Genomic DNA, 23,572 nt, shown 5'->3' with positions numbered 1-23,572 from the left:
TGTCATATAAAGCTGTTGAAATACGATCATCAAATAATTGCATTCGATGGTTTGCAGATGAAACAGTACGTTCAACAGACAATTAAACTCGGTACTGCATCAGTTTTAGGTGTAGTGGTCGCTATTCAAATGGGATGTTCATCAGCAACATCAAAACAATCAGAAGAAATTACAGTCTATACGGCAGTGGAAGCCGACCAGCTTAAGCAATACCAAGAGGAATTACATAAAGCTTATCCTGAACTCAAAGTAAAATGGGTACGTGATTCAACAGGTGTGATTACCGCTAAACTTTTGGCAGAGCAGAAAAACCCACAAGCGGATGTGGTTTTTGGTGTGGCTTTAACCAGTTTGCTGGTCATGGAAAAAAAGGACATGCTTGAGCCTTTTAAACCTGAAGGCATCTAAAATTTAAAACCGGAATTTGTAAGCCAAAAAACTGTACCAACTTGGACGGGTATGGATGCATGGGAATCTGCAATTTGTGTCAATAAAGTTGAATTAGAAAAGCGTAAGTTACCAATTCCAAAAACTTGGAAAGATTTAACCAACCCCATTTATAAAAACCTGATTGTGATGCCAAATCCAGCCTCAAGTGGTACAGGCTATTTGGATGTCACAGCTTGGATGCAAATTTGGGGTGAAAAGCAGGCATGGGACTATATGCAGGCTTTAGATAAAAACATTTCACAATATCCTCATTCAGGTTCAAAACCTTGCAAGATGGCAGCGCAGGGTGAAATTCCAATTGGTGTTTCTTTTGGTTATCCGGCATTTAAATTAAAGGCAGAAGGTGCACCTTTAGAAGTGGTTTATCCAACTGAAGGTTTAGGCTGGGAAATGGAAGCCTCAGCAATTGTGAAAGGAACCAAAAAATTAAGTAGCGCACAAAAATTTATAAATTGGTCGGTAAGCAAAGCGGCAAATGAAGCTTATGCACACAACTTTTCAATGGTGGCTTATAAAGGCATTGAAAATACGACCATGAGTTTCCCAAAAAATCTTCCTCAAATGCTCGTAAAAAATGATTTTTATTGGGTGGCCGAGCAGCGTGAACGTATTTTGGCTGAATGGTCAAAGCGTTTTGAAAAGTGATCTTTTGGATAAGGGCCTCATTATGCAAATTCCTTCATCATTGCAATCATCTCTGCTAGGTCAAAACCAAAAGGGTGAGTTAGCAGGGCATTTATTATCGTCATTAACGACCTATAAATATCCTGAACACGGCCCGTCGGTTTTAGAAGTGGTGGATATCCAAAAAAAGTTCCAACACTTTCAGGCCCTAACGCATATTAATTTAGACCTGAAAGCTGGCGAGTTCGTGAGCTTTTTGGGGCCTTCAGGGTGCGGTAAAACTACATTATTACGGATAATTGCGGGTCTAGAAAAACCTGATTATGGAAAAGTCATAAAAAAGGGCGCAGACATTACGTTGCTCAGTGCTGAAAAGCGTCACTGTGGTATTGTGTTTCAGAACTATGCGTTATTTCCAAACTTAAACGTCGAAGAAAATATTGCTTTCGGCTTAGATAAAAAAAAGTGGGACAAGGCGCAGCGTAGCCAACGAGTTCAGCAGTTATTAGAGCTGATTGAATTACCAGATATTGCAAAAAAATACCCAAATCAATTGTCGGGCGGGCAGCAGCAACGTGTTGCGCTTGCTCGGGCAATTGCACCGAAGCCTGATATTTTACTGCTAGATGAACCGCTTTCTGCACTTGATGCTCAGGTACGTCTGAACCTAAGACAAAAGATTCGTTCGATTCAATCACAGCTTAATTTGCCAACTATTATGGTCACACACGACCAAGAAGAAGCATTAAGCATTTCTGACCGTGTGGTGGTGATGAATCATGGTGTTATTGAACAAATTGATACGCCGCACAATATTTATTACAAGCCACAAACCCAATTCGTTGCAAAGTTTATTGGCACCATGAACTTTTTGGCAGCCACTTGTTCGGTCGTTAATCAGCTCGAGGTTTTGAGTTTTATTCCTCTAAATTTTGAGCAGCAAAAACTTAAAGCAGGGCAAAGCTACAATATTGGTTTTAGACCGGAAGCCGTCGAATTAGTTGATAATTTCGGTAGTGATAAAGAGTCGTTGTATTTGCCAGTTAAAGTATTAAGCACAGAATTTTTAGGTGCGAAACGTCGTTTGTTTTGCACTATTCATATCGATGGAATTGAGCAAGCAAAACACCTTTTGCAAATTGAAATTGAAAATACCAAGTTCAAATCTTTGCAAGAACTCATGTTTATAAAAGTGCCTAATCAGCTCATTCATGTCTTTGACGAACAAGGGTACGCACTATGTTAAATGAAACTGCTTCAGCGGTTTTAAAAACACAGCCGCGTCGAAAAACTGAATATTCATTAAGATCAAATATTGCTTTAGCAAGCGTTGCAATTGCTTTGACTTTAGTGATTATTGCTCCATTAATCATGCTGTTTGAAACTGCATTTTTTGATGAAAATCAAAATTTTGTTGGTCTTGAAAATTTTTATCATTATTTTGGTAGTCCAGCTTTACTCAGTTCCGTATTTAACTCGGTGTGGGTTGCTTGTACTGTTACTGTCATTACAGTGTTGCTTGCCAGTGTTTATGCTTTTGCACTCACCAATGTGAATATAAAGGGTAAAAGCTTCTTTAAACTGGTGGCTTTTTTACCCATTTTAGCGCCATCACTTTTGCCTTCTTTAGCATTGGTTTATTTGTTTGGTAAGCAAGGCGTATTAAAGCCTTTACTGGGCGATATACAAATTTATGGTCCAATCGGTATTTTAATCAGTTACTGCTTTTGGCTATTTCCAGCAATTTTGATGTTGATGATGGTGTCTTTTCGCAGTGTCGATCAGCGTTTAATTGAGGCATCTTTGTCGCTCGGCAAAAATATCTGGAAGACCCATTACCACGTCACACTACCTGCAATTCGCTATGGACTCATTAGCGCAAGTCTAGTGGCTTTTATTTATGTATTGACCGATTTCGGAATTCCGAAAGTTATTGGCGGTTCATTTAACATGATGGCGCTTGATGTCTATAAACAGATTATTGGTCAGCAAAACATGAGCATGGGTGCGGTAATTTCTATCTTATTGTTGTTACCGGCAGTTTTTGTGTTCATTTTCGACCGAATACAAAGCAAGCGGCATACACGGTTTCAAGCTTTTCAGGCTAAACCTTATGTTTCAGTACCGAATAAAAAACTTGAAGTCGTTCTGAGCCTATTTTGTGGTTTGGTTTCAGGTGCGATTTTACTGATTATCTTTACGGCTGTGCTGGCTTCATTCATCCAGTCTTGGCCTTATGATTTGTCTTTAACCTTGGCACATTACAGTTTTGAATATGTCGATGGTGGTGGTTGGGCGGCATACTTTAACTCGGTTCGCATGGCACTCTTTAGTACGTTTTTTGGAACAGCACTCATTTTTATGGTGGCGCTATTAACCGAACGTTTTAAGGCACATCCACTCATTAAGAACTATGTGCAAGCTTTGGTTTTATTACCTCTTGCTGTGCCGGGGCTGGTCTTGGGTATTGCCTATATTTTGTTTTTTAATCAGCAAAGTAACCCGTTAAATGTGTTGTATGGGACCATGACCATTTTGGTGATTTCAACCATTGTGCATTATTACACCGTACCACACCTCACTTTAACCAATGCCATTAAACAGATTCCGCTACAGCTCGATCAGGCGGCGGAAACTCTAGGAACATCGAAGTGGAAAACCTTTTGGAAAGTCTATTTGCCTATGTGTTTTCCAGCGCTATGCGATGTATCGGTTTATATTTTTGTGAATGCCATGACCACTGTGTCGGCTGCCATTTTCCTTTATTCACCAGACACTAGTTTAGCGGCGGTGGCGGTTTTAAATATGGATGATGCGGGAGACACGGTTGCTGCTGTTGCGATGAGCATTCTCATTTTAACCACCTCATGTGTTGTAAAACTCATTCATTGGTTATTTACCAGAAAAATTATGGCAAGAAGTCAGCAATGGCGTGAAAGCGCTCACTAAGTTTTAGCTAAACATAATTTTTATTTAACTGACTGAAATTGAATGCTTTGTTCAACAAGGCAAGGGTGTATTCATCCTAAATTTCGCAAATTGGAAGTCTTATGAATAACGCACAGTTTGATTTAATTGTTGTCGGAGCCGGTATTTTAGGTTTGTCCGCTGCCATACAAGCGCAAGAACAAGGCTTAAAAGTTTGTATCTTCGAGAAAAATGCCAAACCTGTGGGCGCAACTCGTCGTAATTTCGGCATGGTCGGAACTTCGACATTAACCCATCCAGAGCAGCAGTGGCGAAAGTACGCACTTGAAACGCGTTGTTTTTATCAGCGTATTCAGGCTGAAACCGATATTTCATTTGAGCAAAGACAAGGTGTCTATTTCGCCAATACGTCACTTGAATGGCAGGTTTTAAAAGAGTTTGCCGAGCGTGCAAATGATTATCAAATTCCAGTTCATTTGCTAAACCATGATGAACTGGTTACCCAATTTTCTTATTTAAATCCTTCGCAGCATTTTCAAGGCGGCTTGGTTTTTGGGGAAGATTATTCGGTCGAACCACATGTGATTGGGCGGCGACTGTTGGCATATGCCGAAAGAAAAGGTGTAGAGATTTATACCAATGCCTGTGTTGTTCAAACTCAATATCAGCAGGAAAGTTGTCAGGTTCGTTTGGCAAGTGGTGAGACTTATCGGGCAAATAAAGTTTTGATCTGTCACGGTGAAATCATCGATGTTTTATATCCAGATCTCTTACAAAGCTTGAACCTGAAACGTTGTGGCTTACAAATGGCGCTGACGCAACCATTTCAACAAAAATTAAATGCTTCTCTTTATTCAGGCTTATCTATCTCACGTTATCCGGCTTTTGAAATTTGCCCAAGTCATGCTGAGTTGGTTAAAGCGTCACAGCAGGGATTCATTAAAGAATTCGGTATCCATATTCTGATTAAACAAAACGAATTTGGTGAACTGATCGTGGGCGATAGCCACGAATATCATTCGATTAATGAAGCGCCGCAGTTCGAGCAGCGTGAAGAGATTAATAAGTTTATCCAAGCTTACTGTCACGAAAAATTAGGGCTGAATTTACCTCCAATTCAAAAACGTTGGAATGGTTATTACCTGACCCATGAACATGAGTTGGCCTGTGTTACTGAAGCTGAAAAAAATATCTTTCTGGTGAGTGCGATTGCCGGTAAAGGCATGACCACAGGGGCTGGGTTTATGAAAGAAATATTAGAACAAAATATTTACTAGTTTGTCATCTGGTTTAAACCAGATTGGTGTATATTGAAATTAACGCAAAAGAAATGAGTAACATTATGAACATGCAACCCCAACTCGATATGGATTTAGAGAACAAGTATTTGCTTCTCACTCCAGGGCCCTTATCAACATCGGCAACAGTACGCCGTGCTATGCAAAAAGACTGGTGTACTTGGGACCAAGAATACAACTCGCTGGTACAAGATATCCGCTCTCGTCTAGTCAACTTGGCAACCAGCCAACCTGAAAAATATACGGCTGTGTTAATGCAAGGCAGTGGTAGTTTTGCTGTGGAGTCTGTACTTGGCTCAGCTATTCCACGTGATGGCAAAATCTTGATCATTAATAACGGCGCATATGGTGCACGTATGGTGCAAATGGCGCGTTGCTTAAATATTGAAGTGATCGAGCTGAACTATTTAGAAACCCAGACACCAGATTTACAAGAGATTGAGCGCGTTTTACAAGATAAAACCATTAGCCATGTTGCGTGTGTACACTGTGAAACCACCACAGGAATTTTAAACCCGATTCAAGACATTGGCCGTTTAGTTAAAGCAGCAGGAAAAATCTGGATTGTAGATGCCATGAGTTCATTCGGTGGTGTGCCTATGGATATGGCTGAGCTTAAAATTGATTTTCTGATTTCAAGTGCAAATAAATGTATTCAAGGTGTTCCGGGTTTTGGTTTTATTTTGGCGAAGCGTGATTGCCTAGAAGCATGTAAAGGTTTAGCTCGTTCGGTTAGCCTCGATTTATATGACCAGTGGAACACAATGGAGCAGCATAACGGTAAATGGCGTTTTACCTCGCCAACCCATGTGGTACGTGCATTTTATCAAGCATTACTTGAGCTTGAAGCAGAGGGCGGAGTCGCTGCACGTTATCAACGTTATTTACAAAACCAGCAAACCTTATCGCAAGGTATGCAACAACTGGGCTTTGAATTGGTGCTCGGTGAAGAGTGCCCACAATCGCCCATTATTACTACTTTTCTTTATCCAACAGCCGAAACATTTAGCTTCCAGTCATTCTATGAAACGCTGAAAAAATCAGGCTACGTAATTTATCCGGGCAAAGTCACAGATCTTAACTGCTTCCGTATAGGCAATATTGGCGAAGTTTATATTCATGACATTGAAGGGCTTCTTGCTGCGATTGCCAGCTACTGCGAAAACCACCTAAACCAAGCTGTAACAGCATAATTTTTATTAAATTAAAGGGAATACACCATGACGACCAACAATACACAAATTCAGGCTGTGGTTTTTGACTGGGCTGGTACAACTGTAGATTTTGGCTCACGCGCACCAATTTTAGCTTTTATGGCTTTATTTAAAGACAATAAAGTTGAAATTACGGTTGAAGAAGCCCGTGCCCCAATGGGATTAGAGAAACGTGATCATATTGCAGCAGTTTTAAAAATGCCGCGTGTAGCAGCGGCATGGCAGGAAGTATATGGGAAACCTGCAACTGAAGCAGATATTGACCGTTTATATAAAGACTTTATTCCGTATCAGTTAAATTCTATTCCGAAATGTTCTGCTTTAATTCCGGGTGCATTAGAAACGTTTGAAAATATTAAAAAGCGTGGTGCAAAAATTGGCAGTAACACGGGCTATGCATCCATGATGATTGGTCGTTTAGTTAAAGATGCTGCTGATCAGGGTTACCGACCGGACTGTATCGTTACTGCCAGCGACGTGAAATATGGCCGTCCATATCCTGAAATGCTATGGAAAAACTTAATTCAACTCGATGTATCCGACATCAAAACCGTTGTAAAAGTAGATGATACTGTGGTGGGAATTGACGAAGGTTTAAACGCAGGTTGCTGGACAGTCGGGCTTGCGATTAGTGGCAATGAAGTCGGTTTAAGCTATGAAGAGTGGAGCGCATTATCGGCCGATGAACAGATTGTTCTAAAAGATAAGGCATACCAAAAAATGAATGCGTCGGGCGCTCACTATGTGATTGATAGTGTCGCTGATTTGCCAAATGTACTTGATGATATTGAACGCCGTTTGGGGCAGGGTGAACGACCTTAAACAGAGTTTAGGTCTATATATTTTTAAGCTTAGCTCCCTTGGGAGCTAAGCTTACCTAAAAAATTAAAATGAAGAGTAATAAACTCTACATACGTGGAAATAAGGAGTAACTTTGAAACGTCAATTCCTTATTTCCTGCTAACCATCTAAAACACATGTTTAGATCGTTAGTACCATCAATCCTATAGGTACAGGACCTATAGGATTTTTTGTGATGGATCTTTTATGACTTTTGAGGGTCGTATATTTTTTCTTTAATGAACAGGGCTGGTATCACACCACAAATTAGGTAGGCAGCCCCCATCACGACAAAACCTAAACCAATAGAGCCGCCGGATGCCAAGAAACCAATCGTTGCAGGGGCTAATGCAGCACCTAAACGTCCGACGTTATAAGCACCGCCAATGGCTGTACCGCGGATTGCTGTTGCAAAGCTTTCGGTCATATAGGTTGCATTTACACCATAAGGGATGCCGTATAGAAAACCAAAGGTCACCAGTAAATATAAAATGTTGCTTGGCGAGTTATAAAAAACAATCAGAGGTAGGAAAATAGCAGTGCCGATTGCACCAAAGGCATAAGTAAAACGACGCCCTAATTTATCGGCCATCATGCCCGCAAGAACTTTACCTAAAATCATAGCGGTATATGTACCTACCATATAGGCGGTCATTTCCTTAAATTTCATACCGAGTTCACTTTCAAGGTATGACGGCATCCAGTTATTTACACCATAGTAGCCAAACTGTAAAAAGCCTGCCGTTAACGCCCATAAGATAAACATATTACGGTTTCGTTTATCTTGGAAAATAAGCTTAAATGCTGAAGTTTTCGATACGTTTTGAGCCACAACTGGTTGTTGTAGTCGAGACTTTTGCCATGCTTCTGGTTCGGGTACAAGCACATGCATGAGAACAGCAATAATGACGGGAATAATCGCAACATAAAACAGCATGCGCCAGCCATGATCAGGAATAATCCAGCCTGCCAGTAAGGTCGCAACAATATAGCCAACGGTCCAGCCAGCTTGTAAAGTGCCAAGTACTGTTGTGCGGAAACGTGTTGGGACATACTCGGCCATGAGAGTATTACAGGCGATATAAAGTGAACCCAAGCCAAGAGATGCAAAAAATCTTAAAATACCAAACTGAAGAAAGCTGTGGGTAAAACCTAAGCCACAGGTAAGAAGTGAGAAAATTAAAATAGAAATAACCACAATACGCACGCGACCAAATTTATCGCATGCCCATCCCCCAAAAATGCCACCAACAGCCATCCCTGCCAATGTAAAACTGCCAAGCATACCTGCTTGTACTGAACTTAATCCAAAATCTGCCTTAATACTATTTAAGCTATAAGACAGCAGCATCAAATCTGCACCATCTACCAACAGTGCTAGAAATGCAAAAATAAATGCTATTTTCCACGTATGAGGCTGTATACGAGAAAGACCTTCTTTGTAATTTGTAGCCATAATCCATTACCTACATTTGATAAAAAGCACTTCGAGTCGTTTTGAAGTGCTTTAAATTTGATTAAGACGCAGCGCGAATCATATTTCGGGCAATAATCACTTGTTGAATTTGAGTGGTCCCTTCATAGAGACGGAACAGACGAACATCTCGATAAAAACGTTCAATGGCATATTCACTGATGTAACCCGCACCGCCATGAATTTGTACACAGCGATCAGCAACGCGGCCACACATTTCGGTTGCAAACATTTTTGCGCAAGAAGCTTCCGTGCTAACGTTTTGTCCCGCATCGCGTAGGCGTGCAGCGTCTAAGACCATACATTTAGCTGCATAAATTTCAGCTTTTGAATCGGCAAGCATGGCTTGAATGAGTTGGAATTCGGCAATTGGTTGTCCAAATTGCTTGCGTTCGATGGCGTAATTTAAAGAATCATCTAGCATTCGTGTTGCTGCACCGACACTCAAGGCAGCAATGTGCAAACGGCCTTTATCGAGTACTTTCATGGCCGTTTTAAAACCAACACCTTCAACACCACCAATGAGTGCTGAAGCAGGGATACGGCAATTTTCAAAAATAACGTCACAGGTATGGCCGCCTTTTTGTCCCATCTTTTTATCGCGTTTGCCAAGAGAAATGCCCGGAGTTTGGCTATCCACAATAAAAGCAGAAATGCCACCAGCGCCTTTAATATCAGAGTTTGTACGTGCCATGACTGTAAATACGCCAGCATGTGGCGCATTGGTAATAAAGCGTTTGGTACCATTTAAAATATAAAACTCACCATCTTTTACTGCGGTGGTTTTTAAAGATGCCGCATCAGAACCTGCATCAGGTTCGGTTAAGCAAAAAGAACTGATCACTTCACCACGAGCTAGACGCGGTAAGAAAAATGATTTTTGTGCTTCGGTCCCATCAATAATCAGGCCACTTGAGCCAATGCCATTATTGGTCCCAATAAGAGAGCGAAAAGCAGGAGACGTACGACCTAATTCAAAAGCGACATAGACCTCTTCTTCCATCGTTAGGCCAAGACCTTCGTATTCTTCAGGAATGGTTAAACCAAATAAGCCGAGAGCTTTCATTTGCTCAACAATCTCTTGAGGAATTTCATCCGTTTCAGCGACTTCATTCTCATGAGGAATTAATACACCTTCAACAAATTGTCGAATCATATCAACAAATTGATTTAAGGTTTCCTGATCTCGAATCATAGTCTCGTCCTTTTACTCTATGCAAAAAACATCAATGTGATGTTCGTAAAATCACCAATATTTGAAGTGATAGTAATCAAAGGATGAGCGCAAAACAATATATTTTGAAAATTAATTTCGCAATGCGATACTTTGTTATTATTTTATCTTTGGCTAATTTATTGATTTATTTAAGCTATATTTTCTTATAAAAAATCATCATTTTTAGTGGAAAATTAAAGTTTGATTTTTAAAAAGAGCTGTGTATATTAAAAATACATATCGCTATGCGAAATTTTAAATGGGTAAGTTTTCCTATAGGAAATGAATCACAAAATATAGTGGGATGAAGATGGGTGCTTTAAATGGAATTCGGGTGCTTGACTTAAGTCGGGTATTGGCTGGGCCTTGGTGTGGACAGATTCTTGCCGATTTAGGCGCAGAAGTAATCAAGATTGAACGGCCGAAAGTTGGTGACGATACTCGTTCTTGGGGACCACCTTGGATGAAAGATGACTCAGGTCAAGACACTCAAGAAGCCGCTTATTATCAGTCAACCAACCGTAATAAATTATCGGTTGCCATCGACATTGCCAATCCTGAAGGCCAAGAATTGATTAAAGCACTTATTCAAGACACCGATGTCGTGATTGAAAACTACAAAGCGGGTTCTTTGAAAAAGTACGGTTTGGACTACGAGTCTTTATCTGCAATTAACCCTAAATTGGTGTATTGCTCAATTACAGGTTTTGGTCAAACTGGTCCCAGAGCAGAAGAACCCGGTTATGACTTTATTATTCAGGGTATGGGTGGACTCATGTCGGTCACTGGTGAGCGTGATGATTTGCCCGGCGGTGGACCACAAAAAGTAGGCGTTGCATTTTCTGACTTAGCCACAGGGCTTTATTCTACGATTGCCATACAGGCTGCTTTACTCAACCGCCATGTGACAGGTTTAGGCCAATACATTGATATGGCTTTGCTTGATGTTCAAATTGCCACAATGGCAAATCAGGGAATGAACTATCTTTCATCGGGTAATATCCCTAAACGTTATGGCAATGCACACGCCAATATTGTGCCTTATCAAGTGTTCAAAGCCTCTGACCGTGACTTCATTATTGCATGTGGAAATGACACTCAGTTTATTCAACTCTGTCGAAGTATTGGTTTACCCGATTTACCAAATGATGCGCGTTTTGCCCGAAATGCAGACCGAATCAAGCATCGCGATGAAATTATCGGAATTTTACAAACTCACTTTTTAACAAGAACAGCAGATGAATGGGTAGACGCAATCTATGCGGCTAAAGTTCCGGTAGGTGTGATTAATAACTTGGAACAAGCTTTCCAAGAGCCACAAGTGATTGCCAGAGAAATGCTGGTCGAGATGAATCATCCTCAACGTAAAAAATTGAAGATAATTGGTTCACCAATCAAACTTTCTAGAACTCCTGTTGAATACAAAACAGCACCTCCACTGTTGGGTGAACATACGCAGGCGATTTTAGGGCGAGTAGTATCTACAGAAAAGTTAGCAGAGCTTAAAGAAAAGGGCGTAATTGGATAAGTAACTTAAAAGCGAAAGGTTAAAATGATATTTAAAATCAGAAAATAAAATATTTAATCTTTCGCTTTAATGAGTTAAATGAAGTTATTTTATAAATGCAGACTTGGACGTTTGCTCTTTTGCTATTTATAGAAAAAATAGATTATAATTTTCGCAGTGCGAAACAAAATATGGATTGGTATGACAATGAACGATGCAGTTGATGCAGAACAGACAGAAAAACTACTCGCGCCTTTAAGGCATGAATTATTACATCCGATTGAAGACATGCAGGATGAAAATGATCGCCAATTTATTACTGCATTAGCACGTGGCTTAGAACTATTACGTTGTTTTACGCCTAAGCATCAGCATTTGGGCAACCAAGAGCTTGCTCAGATGACTGGTTTGCCAAAACCAACCATTACTCGTCTGACCCATACTTTGTCGCGTTTGGGTTATATCAAACAAGTACCAAACTCAAGCAAATTCCAGCTTTCAGTTGGTGTTCTTGCTTTTGGTTATTCCATGCTCTCTAACGTATCGATTCGCTCTATTGCTCATCCATATATGAAAAATTTGGCAGACTATGCTGGTGCTGCTGTAGCAATGGCAACACGCGATCGACTGAATATGATTTATCTTGATGTCGTTCAAGGTAAAGGCAATATGACCATGCGCCGTCAAGTCGGAACCTATTTACCGATTCACTTAAGTTCAATGGGGCGTGCATGTTTAGCTGCCATGCCAGAAGATGAAAGAGAGTTCTTGCTTAATGCCATTCGTAACAAGCACAAAGAAGACTGGATTAAAATTAACCGTGATCTAGACAAAGCCTTTAAAGATTACCAAGATTTTGGATACTGTTTTTCAATTGGCGAATGGCATAAAGACGTTAACTCGGTTGCGGTTCCACTCATTCATGAACAACATGGTTTGTTGGTATTTAACTGTGGTGGTCCAAGCTTTATTATGAACCGTGAAAAACTCGAAGAAGATATTGCACCTCGTCTTTTACACATGGTGAATAATATTCGTACCGAGATTAGCTAAACGTATTTGATTCATTTATAAAAGCCAGCTTTGTTTTTCAAGGCTGGCTTTTTAGTGGGTGGGTTTTAGGCTGTTTGCTTATGGAAGTTCGGTGTTCTTTTTTCTTTGAAAGCATTTAATGCTTCTTTAAATTCGGAACCCTGTAAACAACGCGAGAAAATAGTCGACTCATGATCAATACGATTGAGTAGATCATCGATTGGCATATCTCTTAGTAACTTTTTACTGAGCTGTAAGGCTTGGTTTGGTTTGTGAGCGAGTTTAATGGCTACGTCTTCAACCACTTGATCCAGCTCAGTTGCTTCAAATATCTCATTTACCAAACCATAAATTTTTGCTTGGTCTGCCGAAAACTTTTCACCCAGTAAAATAAGTTCCGAAGCTCGAGCAAAACCCAATAATCTTGGCAAGATGTAACTTGAACCCGCTTCGGGTACAAGTCCCAAATTCACAAAGGGGAACTGAAAAATAGAGTTTTGGCTTGCATACACAAGGTCGCAATGTAGAAGCATAGTGCTGCCAATGCCAATTGCCACACCATTTACTTTAGCAATAATCGGTTTTGGAAATGTTGCTAAGCTTTTTAAAAAAACAATCGAAGCGGGTGGTTCTGAAGTGGTGGTATCACGTTTTTCAAAAGCATTAACGTCATTTCCACTCGTAAATGCCGAACCTTTGCCAGTAAGTATAACCACATGAACATCTTGATTGGTTGCAGCCTTATCTAATGCCTGACTTAAAGCCGTATACATTTCATAATTAATTGCATTCTTTTTAGTGGGGTTACTCATGGTGAGCGTTAGTATATTTTTATCAAAATGCTCCTGAATTGTACCTGTTTTAAGCTCGCTTTGAGTTACATTGTCCTGTTGCATCATTTATTCCTTTAAATTAACTATTTGAAAAATATCTGCTTTCAGTTGGTGGAAGCTCATACTTTTCAGATGACGTACTGTCTAAAACTTAAACTTATTAAAATAATGCTATCGAAAAATAATTCCGTTATCAATTATTTTGTTTTATATTGTGGTATAAAATTTTGTATTGTGAAATTTTTATCTTAAGTCACTTTAAATGATGACAGGATTTATGCGTAAATAAGCATCTAGCTCTACTAAGGAAATGAGAAGCTAGTTATAGAACGGTGAGTGGAAAGAATATGAAGACTAAAATTACAGAACTATTTGAAATCGAGCATCCAATTATTCAAGGTGGTATGCATTATGTTGGTTTTGCAGAGCTTGCGGCTGCAGTTTCGAACGCGGGTGGATTAGGTATTATCACTGGCCTGACTCAGCGTACACCTGAAAATCTGGCAAAAGAAATTGCACGTTGCCGAGAAATGACCGACAAGCCTTTTGGGGTGAATTTAACCTTTTTACCAACGGTGAATACTCCTGATTATCCGGGTTTTGTAGAGGCAATCATTAAAGGTGGAGTCAAGATTGTAGAAACAGCAGGACGTAATCCTGAACAGGTCATGCCGTATTTAAAGGCTGCTGGTATTAAAGTAATTCACAAATGTACTTCGGTTCGACATAGCTTAAAAGCGCAGCAAATTGGATGTGATGCAGTTTCTGTAGATGGTTTCGAGTGTGGTGGGCATCCGGGTGAAGATGACGTACCAAATATGATTTTATTGCCTTTAGCAGCTGATGCGTTAGACATCCCATTTGTTGCCTCAGGTGGTATGGCAGATGGACGCTCACTCGCGGCTGCTTTAGCGATGGGAGCTGATGGAATTAATATGGGCACCCGTTTTATTGCCACTCAGGAAGCTCCCGTACATGCAAATGTAAAACAAGCAATTTTGAATGCAACCGAACGAGATACGCGTTTAATTATGCGTGCTTTGCGAAATACAGAACGTGTCATGAATAATGCTGCTGTTGAAAAAATTGTGGCAAAAGAAAAAGCGCTAGGCGATAACATTAAGTTTGAGGATATTATTGAAGAAGTTGCGGGAGTCTATCCAAAAGTCATGATTGAGGGCGATGTTAATGCAGGTGCATGGTCATGCGGTTTAGTGGCAAGCTTAATCCATGATATTCCGACATGCGATGAACTGGTTAGCCGGATTGTCAAAGAAGCAGAAGATATTATTTGCGGACGTTTATCAGGGCTTTTATAGGATTTTTATTTATTTTACATATGATTGTTAAAATGCCCATCTTATAAATTAAATGGGCATTATTTTACGAATTCTATTAAAGAATTTTTTCATTTTATAGAATTTATTTTAACGTAATGGATAGATAGAACCTCCTTTTTTCTTTTTCTTGCGTTTAAATAGACTCAAAATATTTTTGATGATTCTCATCTTTATCTCCTTTGTAAGTCATTTATATATTTTTGTTGAAATAATTTGTGCTAATTGGTCATTACCGAGGTCATTAAAATGTACTCGGTCAACAAAAATTGTGTCTTTAAATGCTGGAGAATCTTTTAAAAGTTCATTCATGTCAAACATAGAAGAATACGCCAAATTCAACTCCTGCCGCTGCTTTTAACCCAGCTTTTACTCCATATTTTAATGATTGATTCATTACATAAAACATAGCAGGGCCGGGCGCTAAATTAATTACTAATGCTGTGAGAACAAAAGATAAAAAATTATAATTCATTACTTAACCTTTTCATTAAGTGCTTTTCCATTAAATGCTTTTTTGAAAGTACGATGTAGAAGATGGTTCATACCGCTTCGGAACCAATTTTCTTTCGGTGGATGGTTAAGCGAACGATAACCTGTCCATATACGTTCCCAGTGTTGTTCTCTCGCTTGTTCACCACCTTGTTGAAAATATTGTCGAGGTGATGCTTAATAGCATCTATAGCCCAAGCTGAATGTCCTGTGACTACATTATCGATAGTATTGTGAAGACTGGTGAAAAGTGAGCTAAAACCGTAATAACTTAAAATGTCTCAAGATCGACGATATTCTCCACCTACACCATAAAGCTCCATTGCCAGATTCAATCCAAGAGTCTCAGGTAAAAAGGAATGTGGAAATAAAGATATGGCTAGCCAGAAAGTTGGAACTTTGAAATCGTCTTCATCAAATAAGATAGAAGTGGCAAATTTTTTATCAGTAAATTTCCCAATATCTATTCCCATACTTTCTAATAGTTGTTTATAGATATTTCCATGGTGGAGATTTATATCTCCACCTCCGAGTTCATCAAGAAGTGTCCGATATTGTAATCCTCCAATATACGTACTGACCCTTGCAGGAGTTGAGGCATTACGCAGCCATGCCCCATCAATTAGGGTTAATGGTGCTAAGGCTATAGCATCATTAATAATATCCTCTCGGCTTTCTTTTGGTATTCCTTCTAAGGGAATATAACTATTCACTTGATGTAGATGTTGAACATCTAGCCATTTATCTAATCGTTCATGACTATATGGATAAAATGGTAGTCCCTCTTGTTTTAAAGCTTGTTTATGTGCTGCAAGCCAATTTTGAGCAAAATTTTTTGCTGTAGGTAATATATCGGGATAACATCCAGCATGTAAAAATAGTGGATACAATTCTTGGAGAGTAAAATTACTGTATTTATCTAAAGCTTTAAGATTAGCTTGAGCTATTATTTTTTCATCCAAATCTTTAATAGGTACCGAATTAATCTTGTTATTACTATTACTAACAAGAAAATTAGTTTGTGTAATATCTTGATTAGCTAAATCTTTAATCCATGTTTCTACTATCTCAATATCTTGTTCTGAAAATACACCAAACATTGCACCTTTAGGATTTTTGATAAGTTTTACAAAAGTACTTTTATCAGGTTGTCCAGGTGATATATATCTGGAAGAAGCTAAAGCATTAAGAAGTTGGTTTGGAGAAAAGTTATCTGAAATAAGCCAATCGTCAATTGGTTTGTCAGATATCTTGCCACGCTTATGGTATCCATGACCATATTTTCCTAGCTTCTGTATTAAAGATAACATGGCTGTATTATTGCTAAATTTTTTAGAATCTACTAAATCTGAAAATAGAGAATCTTCAAATTTTCTAATAATATTAATGGTTGTATTGTAGCCATTATTAATCTTGTCTAATGTGTTATTATATTTAATATATTGATTAATTGCTAAAATGGAAATTTTAGTAAAATTTCTATGTTTTAAATTGCTAAAAATACTTTTTTCATATTGGTTAATTAAGCTTAATTTATCTAAATATTGGGCCATTGCTAAATTAACGCCTAAAGACTCTGGATATAATTTTTCAGGAAATTGAGCAATACTGAGTAGGAATACTGGTAGATTAAATGCATACTCCTGAATGTTAAGATTTTGTGTAAAAGTATTATTAAATACATCAGGGAAAATTAAGTCTACCGTACTGGCATCTAACTCAAATTGATGAGACAAACCATGAGAAATATTTCCACTCCCAACCATATCTGCATGAATTTTAAGCAATACTCCACCTTCTTCTTTCCATGCATAATTGATTGAGGAGATACCTGTAAGCCAACTACCAATTGTCTTAAATAAAGGGCTAAATTGAGTATAAAAAAATTGATAATAAGCTTTATTTTTTAATAAATTTATATATTCACTTGGTTTTCTTAGTAAATCTTTATCATTAGTAAACTGATTTTCAGAAATAGCACATAATAGATTGTTATGCGTAGTTCTAATCTCTTTTGAAAATAAAAAATCTAGATTTTTCCAAATAATTTCTAGATATGGATAAACTTCCTCAAGATGAACTAACTTAGTGAACCATTGACGATCCTTAAGATGTATATCTTTTAATATAGTATTCGGAATAGGAAGAAATGTAGGTTCTGTATTATTAATTTTTTCCTGATAAAGTTTAACCATTATAGATACTCAATGTAGTAGCTTTATTTGTTAAGAATCCCCATGTTTTAAACCAATACATGAAGAAATGATTATTAAAATTTTCACTTTGTAATGTAAAAGGATTTATTCTGCCTCCTTGGGGAATGAATTTTTTAGTAATGATATAGGTTAATTTTTGATTACTGAAAATACTGTGTTTTTTTTTAATTTTTCAAGTTTTTTATATAAAATATTTATATTTTATATAAAATTAAAATATTGAATTTATTTTTTAATTTATATTAAATATTAAGTTGAATTTAAATATATTTTTCATTGTGTGATTTTTTTAAATTTTATTAATTATACCTTGTGGGTAGATTGTTTTTAATAATAAAAGTTCTAATATATTAATTTTCTTTATAGGTGTTATTAATAAAATTAAACAATTAAGTAGTATTTTGTGCTGTTGTATTTTTGAAAAAACTTAAAAAATTTTTCTATAGGGGGTAAATCGTTTAAATAAGATTTTATTAATTCTTATAATTACTCAATCTGCTTTACTTTTGGAAAGGGCGTAGTTTTATTTGGTTTTATAAAAAACCCAACTAAAATTAATAAATTGAGTTGGGTTATGCTTCATCATATAACTATAACTTTAGATAGCTAATGGAAAGTAAACTATAGAAGTTTATACAATAAAGACGATAAAATAAATTTATACATCATTAATGTGTTTCATTCAAAGCATCTTGAATATTGTGCACCATGTGGATTAAACGTGGTCCAATTTCACCTTCAAGTTTTTCCGGATTTAAATGAAAACTTGGCGCACCACAGTTAAAAACATAAAGACCGTGTTTAGAACTAACCAAAGGTACAGCCACCGAGTTCACTTCTTTATGCCACTCACCTAACGACAAACAATATCCATAATCTTGATAATCACGGAAAGCTCGTTCTAAAGAGCGTTTTATGGCTGGCCAGTTTTCGGGGTTCTTTTGTTTTAGTGCATCAAGTAGAAAGTTGCGTTCACGTTCAGGGGTCGCAGCTAAGCATGCTCGGCCCATTGAACTGCTATGCAGTGGTAAAGTTGAACCAATTGGACGGCGCATGTTTAATGCAGTTTCAATTTGCACAACATCGATATACACCATATTTAAGCGATCACGCGTTGCCATCGCTACAGGCGCTTGAACATACTGGCTCATCTCTTCCATATATTGATGAGCAATATTACGAATCGAGATGTTAGATAAAGCTGCATATCCTAAAGATAAGACACCAATATCTAATGTATATTTGGTCGAGTTAGGCAATTGTTTTAAATAACCTAATGACACAAGGGTATTGGTAATACGTGCAATGGTCGGTTTAGGTAAACCTGTCATTTTTGCTAATTCTTGGTTGCCAAGAACCTGATTATTTGCAGAAAAGCATCTTAAAAGTTCTAAACCGCGTGCTAAAGAAGCAATAAATTGCGGGTTATTTTCCCGATGTATATGCGAAATAGGATCTAAACGTATCTCATCAAAATTTATTGGTTTTTCAGTTTCCGTGTTTTGAGACATTCGATCCTCAAATATAATTAAAGCAATAGTTTTGCCATTATATTTCGCTCTGCAAAATAAATCCATTCATCACTGCGCTGTTGTGATGAATGGATATTGGGTTCAATGGTTATGAAACGTTTTCAATCACCATCGCAAGACCTTGACCTACACCAATACATAGGCTCACCACAGCATATTTCTTTTTACGGCGAATTAACTCGCGCGCTACTGTTAAGCTAAGACGAGCGCCAGATGCACCAAGTGGATGACCAACTGCAATCGCACCACCGTTCGGGTTCACACGTGGGTCATTAAAATCAACATTTAAACCTTTTAAACAAGATAAAACCTGTGAAGCAAAAGCTTCATTAATTTCGATAATATCCATGTCATCTAAAGTAAGCTCCGCACGCGCAACTGCTTTTTTAATGGCTTCGATCGGGCCTGCACCCATAATGCGTGGCTCAATACCAGCTGCTGCTGCTGACAAGATTTTTGCCATTGGTTTTAGGCCATATTTTTGACCCGCTGCTTCTGAACCAATCAACAGGGCTGCTGCACCATCATTAATACCTGAGGCATTACCAGCAGTGACCACACCACCTTCAAAGAGTGGTTTTAACTTTGTAAGTGCTTCAACAGTTGAGCTTGGGCGAGGGTGTTCATCTTCTGAAACGAGCTTAGGTGGCAATTTTTTGCCTTGGAAAACCTCAATTGGCGTAATTTCATCGGCAAAGAAACCTTCTTCTTTCGCTTTTTGATATTTGGCTTGTGATTGGGCTGCAAATAAGTCAGCTTGTTCACGGCTAATACCAAACTCGGCTGCAACGTTATCGCCCGTTTCAGGCATTGAATGACCGCCGTATTGAGCAATAATTTTTTTATTTGGAAAACGAGAGCCAATCGTGGTGTCATAAATTTTTGCATCGCGGCTATAAGCACTTTCTGCTTTACCCATCACGAAGGGTGCACGTGACATACTTTCTACACCACCAGCAATATAGAGCTCGCCTTCACCACAAGTAATCGCACGTGCCGAGTCAATCACGGCACCTAAACCACTAGCACATAGGCGGTTTACCGTCTGGCCCGGTACAGTAACAGGCAAACCCGCAAGTAATAATGCATTTCGTGCCACATTACGACTATCTTCACCCGCTTGGTTGGTATCGCCTAAAATCACATCTTCAATATCCGCGCCTGGTACACCAGTTTTTTCAAGTAATTTTTGAATAACGGTTGCTGCTAAATCATCAGGGCGAATTGAGGCAAGTTCACCCGCATGACGGCCAAATGGACTACGTAAACCATCATAGATATATGCATTTAACATTGAGAAATTCCTTTTCAAGACTCGTGAGTAAAAGTAAGAGGTAAATGAAGTGCGACACGACGCTGTAACCACGGGCTAGGGCGGTAACGCGGGTCATGGCTAAGTGCTGTTATACGGTTCAGAATAAGTAAGACTTTTTCGCTACCGACTTGATCGCCCCATTCAATTGGTCCAAATGGATAGCCTAAGCCAAGACGTACTGCAGCATTAATATCATCTACTGTGGCAATATTTTGCTGGGCAATATCGCAGCCTAAATTAATGACCATGGCTAAAACGCGTTGTGCAACAAAGCCAATACTTTCATTAATCATACTGACCATATTTCCATCTAGATTGAAAATAGAGTGAGCTGCTTGACGATATTCAGGTTTGGTAACAAGTGATGGCATTAAGGTGCGATGTTTTGCAATGCCATAAAGCATGTCTATCGCAACAGTGCGCTTTGGATTAACCCCTAGGCGAGTAGCTGCTTGAGTTGTATCTTCACCATAACAAGCGAGTAAACATAAGCTATCTGTTTGTGGTTCAGAATTGGTGTCTAGGGCAATATTTTGCTGAGTTAAATAATCTTCGAGTTGTTTTTTATCGTCCAAGAAATCGGCAGCGATCCAAACTTTTGGATATTGCGCTAGACGCTCTATAAACTGAGCAGGTTGTTCACCTGTTTTTGAACCGGTTTCATAGTTATAAAAACCTTGATTAACCTTACGTCCAAGTTGCTTGGCATCTAGCATTTGCTTGGTCAGCGGGCTTGGTTTGTAGCGGGCTTCTTCATAGTACTGGTGATAAATCGACTCCATCACAGGATGCGAGACATCAAGGCCAGTTAAATCCATTAATTCAAATGGCCCCATTCTAAAACCAACGCCGTCACGTAAAATTCGGTCAATTTCACTAATATCACAGATATTCTCGTTTAAAATTTTGAGCGCTTCAGTTCCATAAGCCCGACCCGCATGGTTAATAATAAATCCAGGGGTGTCCTTTGCTACAACAGGGCGATGACCAAATGCACGAGACAGATCGTTTAAAGCATCAATAATAAGTGGATCTGTTTTTAAACCACGAATGACTTCAACCACTTTCATGAGTGGAACTGGGTTAAAAAAGTGATAACCCACAACACGCTCAGGCTTCTTGCAATTTGCCGCAATGGCTGTAATAGACAGAGAAGAAGTGTTTGAGGCTAAAATAGTAGTATCCGAAACAATGTCTTCAAGCTGTTGCATCAAGCTTTGTTTAATATCGAGACGTTCAACAATTGCTTCTACAATGAGGTCACAATTTTTTAAATCTTCAATTTGATGGGCAATAATTAAATGGTTATTTGCCGCTGTTGCTTGCTCAGGCGTAATCTTATTTTTTTCGACTAACTTTTGAAATGTAGCAGCTAGTTTTTCTTTGGCCTGTTCTGCGGCGCCTGCTTTGGCATCATATAAATAAGTGGTATGACCTGACTGCGCAGCAATTTGAGCAATACCACTGCCCATGACACCTACACCAATCACAGCCATGCTTTTAATATCATAAGTCATGTCGATCATCCTGATGATTAATCTATATTTGAAATTAAACGGAAAAATAAGGTTGGGTGATTTAGCTTAAGCATTGTTTATCACCATCAATAGGTAAGATTTGCCCTGAAATTGAGCGACCACTATCTGACGCTAAAAATAGGCATAAATCTGCAATATGCTTTGGATTGACAAAATATTTGAGCGACTGATTTTTCAGTGCATTTTGAGTCACTTCTTCAAGTGAGGTATGCGCTACATCGGCACGGGCTTGTAATACACGTTGAACCCGATCACCATCGACTGCCCCCGGAAGAATAGCGTTAACTCGAATATTGTCTGCACCGAGTTCCATAGAAAGCGTTTTGGTAAAACCGATCAGTCCCCATTTTGAAGTGGAGTAGGCTAATCGGTATGGATAGCCTAAGCGGCCTGCAATAGACGACATATTAATAATCACGCCTGCCTGTGCTTGCTTTAAATAGGGAATGGCTAACTGGGTAATTAAAAAAGTGCTATTCAGGTTTAAATTAATCACCGTGTTCCAATCTTCAAAACTTAGCTCATCTGCTGCAACGGTCGGGCCTGAGATGCCTGTGTTATTGACTAAAATATCAATACCGCCAAGTTTATGAATGGCTTGACTAAACATGAGTTTAATTTGTTCATGGTCGGCTAAATCACAGGTATATATGTGTAGCTTTGGATAATCTTGTTGAAATTGTTCTAAGCTTTTAGCATTGATATCACAAACAAAAACTTCATCCTGATTGTTTAAAAATGCCTCGGCAATGCATCGTCCTATCCCTGAACCACCTGCACTAATTAATACTTTTCTGGCCATTTTCATTCCTTTGTTATTATGGTTTTAAATTATTTACCTTGATACGACGGCTTACGCTTTTCGATAAAAGCTTGAACGCCTTCATTTTTATCTTCGGTAGAAAATAACAACTGGAATGCTTTTCGTTCTAGAGTTAAGCCTGCATTTAATGGAACATCTTCGCTCATTAGTGCAACTTCTTTAATTTGTTGCAGGGCAATAGGAGGCATTTTGGCGAGGCTTTGTGCCATTTGAATCGCAGTTGGAATAGTTTGGTCATCTTCTGTGACTTGTGAAACAAGACCAATCAAATAAGCTTCTTCGGCGTTGACCATGGCGCCTGTCATAATCATGCGCATGGCATGGAATTTACCCACTGCACGGAATAATCGTTGTGTACCACCAGCACCTGGCATTAGACCGACTTTAATTTCCGGCTGGCCAAAGGTTGCGCCTTTACCTGCAATAATAATGTCAGCATGCATTGCAAGTTCACAGCCACCACCTAATGCATAACCATTTACAGCAGCAATCACGGGTTTAGGGCATTGGGCAATTGCATTCCAATAACGTTCGGTATGACGCAATAACATTTCTGTGGAAGTTGCGGTTGCCATTTCTTTTAAATCTGCACCTGCGGCAAAGACTTCTTCACCACCTGTGAGCACAACCGCATTGATCTCATCGTTAAAACTTAACTCGGTAAAAGCTTGTGCTAGTTGTTTGCGAACTTCACTGTTTAAAGCATTTTTTGCTTCTGGGCGGTTAATTTTAACAACTGCTATTTTTTGAATAGAAAAGTCGACTTCTACGAAATTATTCCCTGTTGACACACTCATTTTTGAATTCCTTGTTTCGCATATCAAAACTATATTCCTTTTATGATGCTTATTTTGGAATTTATTTCAAGTCTTATTTCTCTTAATAGCGTAGGTATCATCTTTT

At 38.7% G+C, this 23,572-nt stretch carries 18 protein-coding genes and 1 pseudogene; 9 read left to right on the top strand and 10 right to left on the bottom strand.

Going from position 1 to position 23,572, the window contains the following annotated elements:
- Window positions 1-57: 57 nt before the first annotated feature.
- From J678_RS0104195 to phnX, 6 genes and pseudogenes are all read left to right on the top strand, one after another.
- Window positions 58-1,095: pseudogene (locus J678_RS0104195) on the top strand (putative 2-aminoethylphosphonate ABC transporter substrate-binding protein).
- 22 nt (window positions 1,096-1,117) lie between these two features.
- Window positions 1,118-2,320 carry an ABC transporter ATP-binding protein gene (locus tag J678_RS13235; protein ID WP_017392982.1) on the top strand — a complete coding sequence of 401 codons (1,203 nt, stop codon included), beginning with the start codon at window positions 1,118-1,120 and terminating at the stop codon, window positions 2,318-2,320.
- Window positions 2,314-4,023, top strand: coding sequence for a putative 2-aminoethylphosphonate ABC transporter permease subunit (locus J678_RS13230; RefSeq protein WP_017392981.1), 1,710 nt, complete (start codon window positions 2,314-2,316; stop codon window positions 4,021-4,023). The genes J678_RS13235 and J678_RS13230 overlap by 7 nt, the downstream gene beginning before the upstream one ends.
- Before the next feature lie 101 nt (window positions 4,024-4,124).
- Window positions 4,125-5,279 (top strand): TIGR03364 family FAD-dependent oxidoreductase, encoded by a 1,155-nt coding sequence (locus J678_RS13225; RefSeq protein ID WP_017392980.1) that lies wholly within the window; start codon window positions 4,125-4,127, stop codon window positions 5,277-5,279.
- 26 nt (window positions 5,280-5,305) lie between these two features.
- The gene (gene phnW / locus J678_RS13220; RefSeq protein ID WP_025466116.1) at window positions 5,306-6,493 is read left to right on the top strand and encodes a 2-aminoethylphosphonate--pyruvate transaminase; all 1,188 of its coding nucleotides are present in this window, start codon (window positions 5,306-5,308) and stop codon (window positions 6,491-6,493) included.
- A gap of 27 nt (window positions 6,494-6,520) precedes the next feature.
- The gene (gene phnX, locus J678_RS13215) at window positions 6,521-7,336 is read left to right on the top strand and encodes a phosphonoacetaldehyde hydrolase (protein ID WP_000210524.1); all 816 of its coding nucleotides are present in this window, start codon (window positions 6,521-6,523) and stop codon (window positions 7,334-7,336) included.
- Between the two features lie 223 nt (window positions 7,337-7,559).
- On the opposite strand, the gene J678_RS13210 is transcribed toward phnX, so the two are convergent.
- Both J678_RS13210 and J678_RS13205 read right to left on the bottom strand, forming a co-directional pair.
- The gene (locus tag J678_RS13210; RefSeq protein ID WP_004709438.1) at window positions 7,560-8,810 is read right to left on the bottom strand and encodes an MFS transporter; all 1,251 of its coding nucleotides are present in this window, start codon (window positions 8,808-8,810) and stop codon (window positions 7,560-7,562) included.
- Window positions 8,811-8,871: 61 nt separating this feature from the next.
- Complete coding sequence (locus J678_RS13205; RefSeq protein WP_017392978.1) at window positions 8,872-10,023, bottom strand: acyl-CoA dehydrogenase family protein; 1,152 nt, start codon at window positions 10,021-10,023, stop codon at window positions 8,872-8,874.
- A gap of 331 nt (window positions 10,024-10,354) precedes the next feature.
- Here J678_RS13205 and J678_RS13200 point away from each other — a divergent pair, with 331 nt between their 5' ends.
- Together J678_RS13200 and J678_RS13195 are read left to right on the top strand one after the other, a co-directional pair.
- Window positions 10,355-11,572, top strand: a complete 1,218-nt coding sequence (locus tag J678_RS13200; RefSeq protein ID WP_017392977.1) for a CaiB/BaiF CoA transferase family protein — start codon at window positions 10,355-10,357, stop codon at window positions 11,570-11,572.
- Between the two features lie 186 nt (window positions 11,573-11,758).
- Entirely contained in the window at window positions 11,759-12,604 is an 846-nt protein-coding gene (locus J678_RS13195; protein WP_000996083.1) for an IclR family transcriptional regulator, read from the top strand.
- A gap of 65 nt (window positions 12,605-12,669) precedes the next feature.
- Here J678_RS13195 and J678_RS13190 read toward each other — a convergent pair whose 3' ends face one another.
- Entirely contained in the window at window positions 12,670-13,479 is an 810-nt protein-coding gene (locus tag J678_RS13190; protein WP_017392976.1) for an enoyl-CoA hydratase, read from the bottom strand.
- A 284-nt stretch (window positions 13,480-13,763) separates the two neighbouring features.
- Here J678_RS13190 and J678_RS13185 point away from each other — a divergent pair, with 284 nt between their 5' ends.
- Window positions 13,764-14,735, top strand: a complete 972-nt coding sequence (locus J678_RS13185) for an NAD(P)H-dependent flavin oxidoreductase (RefSeq protein WP_017392975.1) — start codon at window positions 13,764-13,766, stop codon at window positions 14,733-14,735.
- A gap of 331 nt (window positions 14,736-15,066) precedes the next feature.
- Here J678_RS13185 and J678_RS23095 read toward each other — a convergent pair whose 3' ends face one another.
- From J678_RS23095 to J678_RS13155, 7 genes are all read right to left on the bottom strand, one after another.
- Complete coding sequence (locus J678_RS23095) at window positions 15,067-15,228, bottom strand: LysE family transporter (protein WP_017392973.1); 162 nt, start codon at window positions 15,226-15,228, stop codon at window positions 15,067-15,069.
- Between the two features lie 298 nt (window positions 15,229-15,526).
- Window positions 15,527-17,440, bottom strand: a complete 1,914-nt coding sequence (locus tag J678_RS13180; RefSeq protein WP_017392972.1) for a hypothetical protein — start codon at window positions 17,438-17,440, stop codon at window positions 15,527-15,529.
- A 689-nt stretch (window positions 17,441-18,129) separates the two neighbouring features.
- Entirely contained in the window at window positions 18,130-18,972 is an 843-nt protein-coding gene (locus J678_RS13175; protein WP_000081482.1) for an IclR family transcriptional regulator, read from the bottom strand.
- Between the two features lie 109 nt (window positions 18,973-19,081).
- Window positions 19,082-20,287 (bottom strand): 3-oxoadipyl-CoA thiolase, encoded by a 1,206-nt coding sequence (locus J678_RS13170; RefSeq protein ID WP_014206435.1) that lies wholly within the window; start codon window positions 20,285-20,287, stop codon window positions 19,082-19,084.
- 14 nt (window positions 20,288-20,301) lie between these two features.
- Window positions 20,302-21,825: a 3-hydroxyacyl-CoA dehydrogenase gene (locus J678_RS13165; RefSeq protein ID WP_017392971.1), complete on the bottom strand. Its 1,524-nt coding sequence runs from the start codon at window positions 21,823-21,825 to the stop codon at window positions 20,302-20,304.
- Window positions 21,826-21,886: 61 nt separating this feature from the next.
- Window positions 21,887-22,648 carry an SDR family oxidoreductase gene (locus tag J678_RS13160; RefSeq protein WP_002048283.1) on the bottom strand — a complete coding sequence of 254 codons (762 nt, stop codon included), beginning with the start codon at window positions 22,646-22,648 and terminating at the stop codon, window positions 21,887-21,889.
- Window positions 22,649-22,677: 29 nt separating this feature from the next.
- Window positions 22,678-23,466: an enoyl-CoA hydratase gene (locus J678_RS13155; RefSeq protein WP_016805020.1), complete on the bottom strand. Its 789-nt coding sequence runs from the start codon at window positions 23,464-23,466 to the stop codon at window positions 22,678-22,680.
- Window positions 23,467-23,572 lie beyond the last annotated feature (106 nt).

Origin of the sequence: Acinetobacter sp. 1424608 (assembly GCF_000588255.1) — a bacterium.
Classification (GTDB): domain Bacteria; phylum Pseudomonadota; class Gammaproteobacteria; order Pseudomonadales; family Moraxellaceae; genus Acinetobacter; species Acinetobacter nosocomialis.
This window is presented reverse-complemented; position numbering and strand designations above follow the sequence as displayed.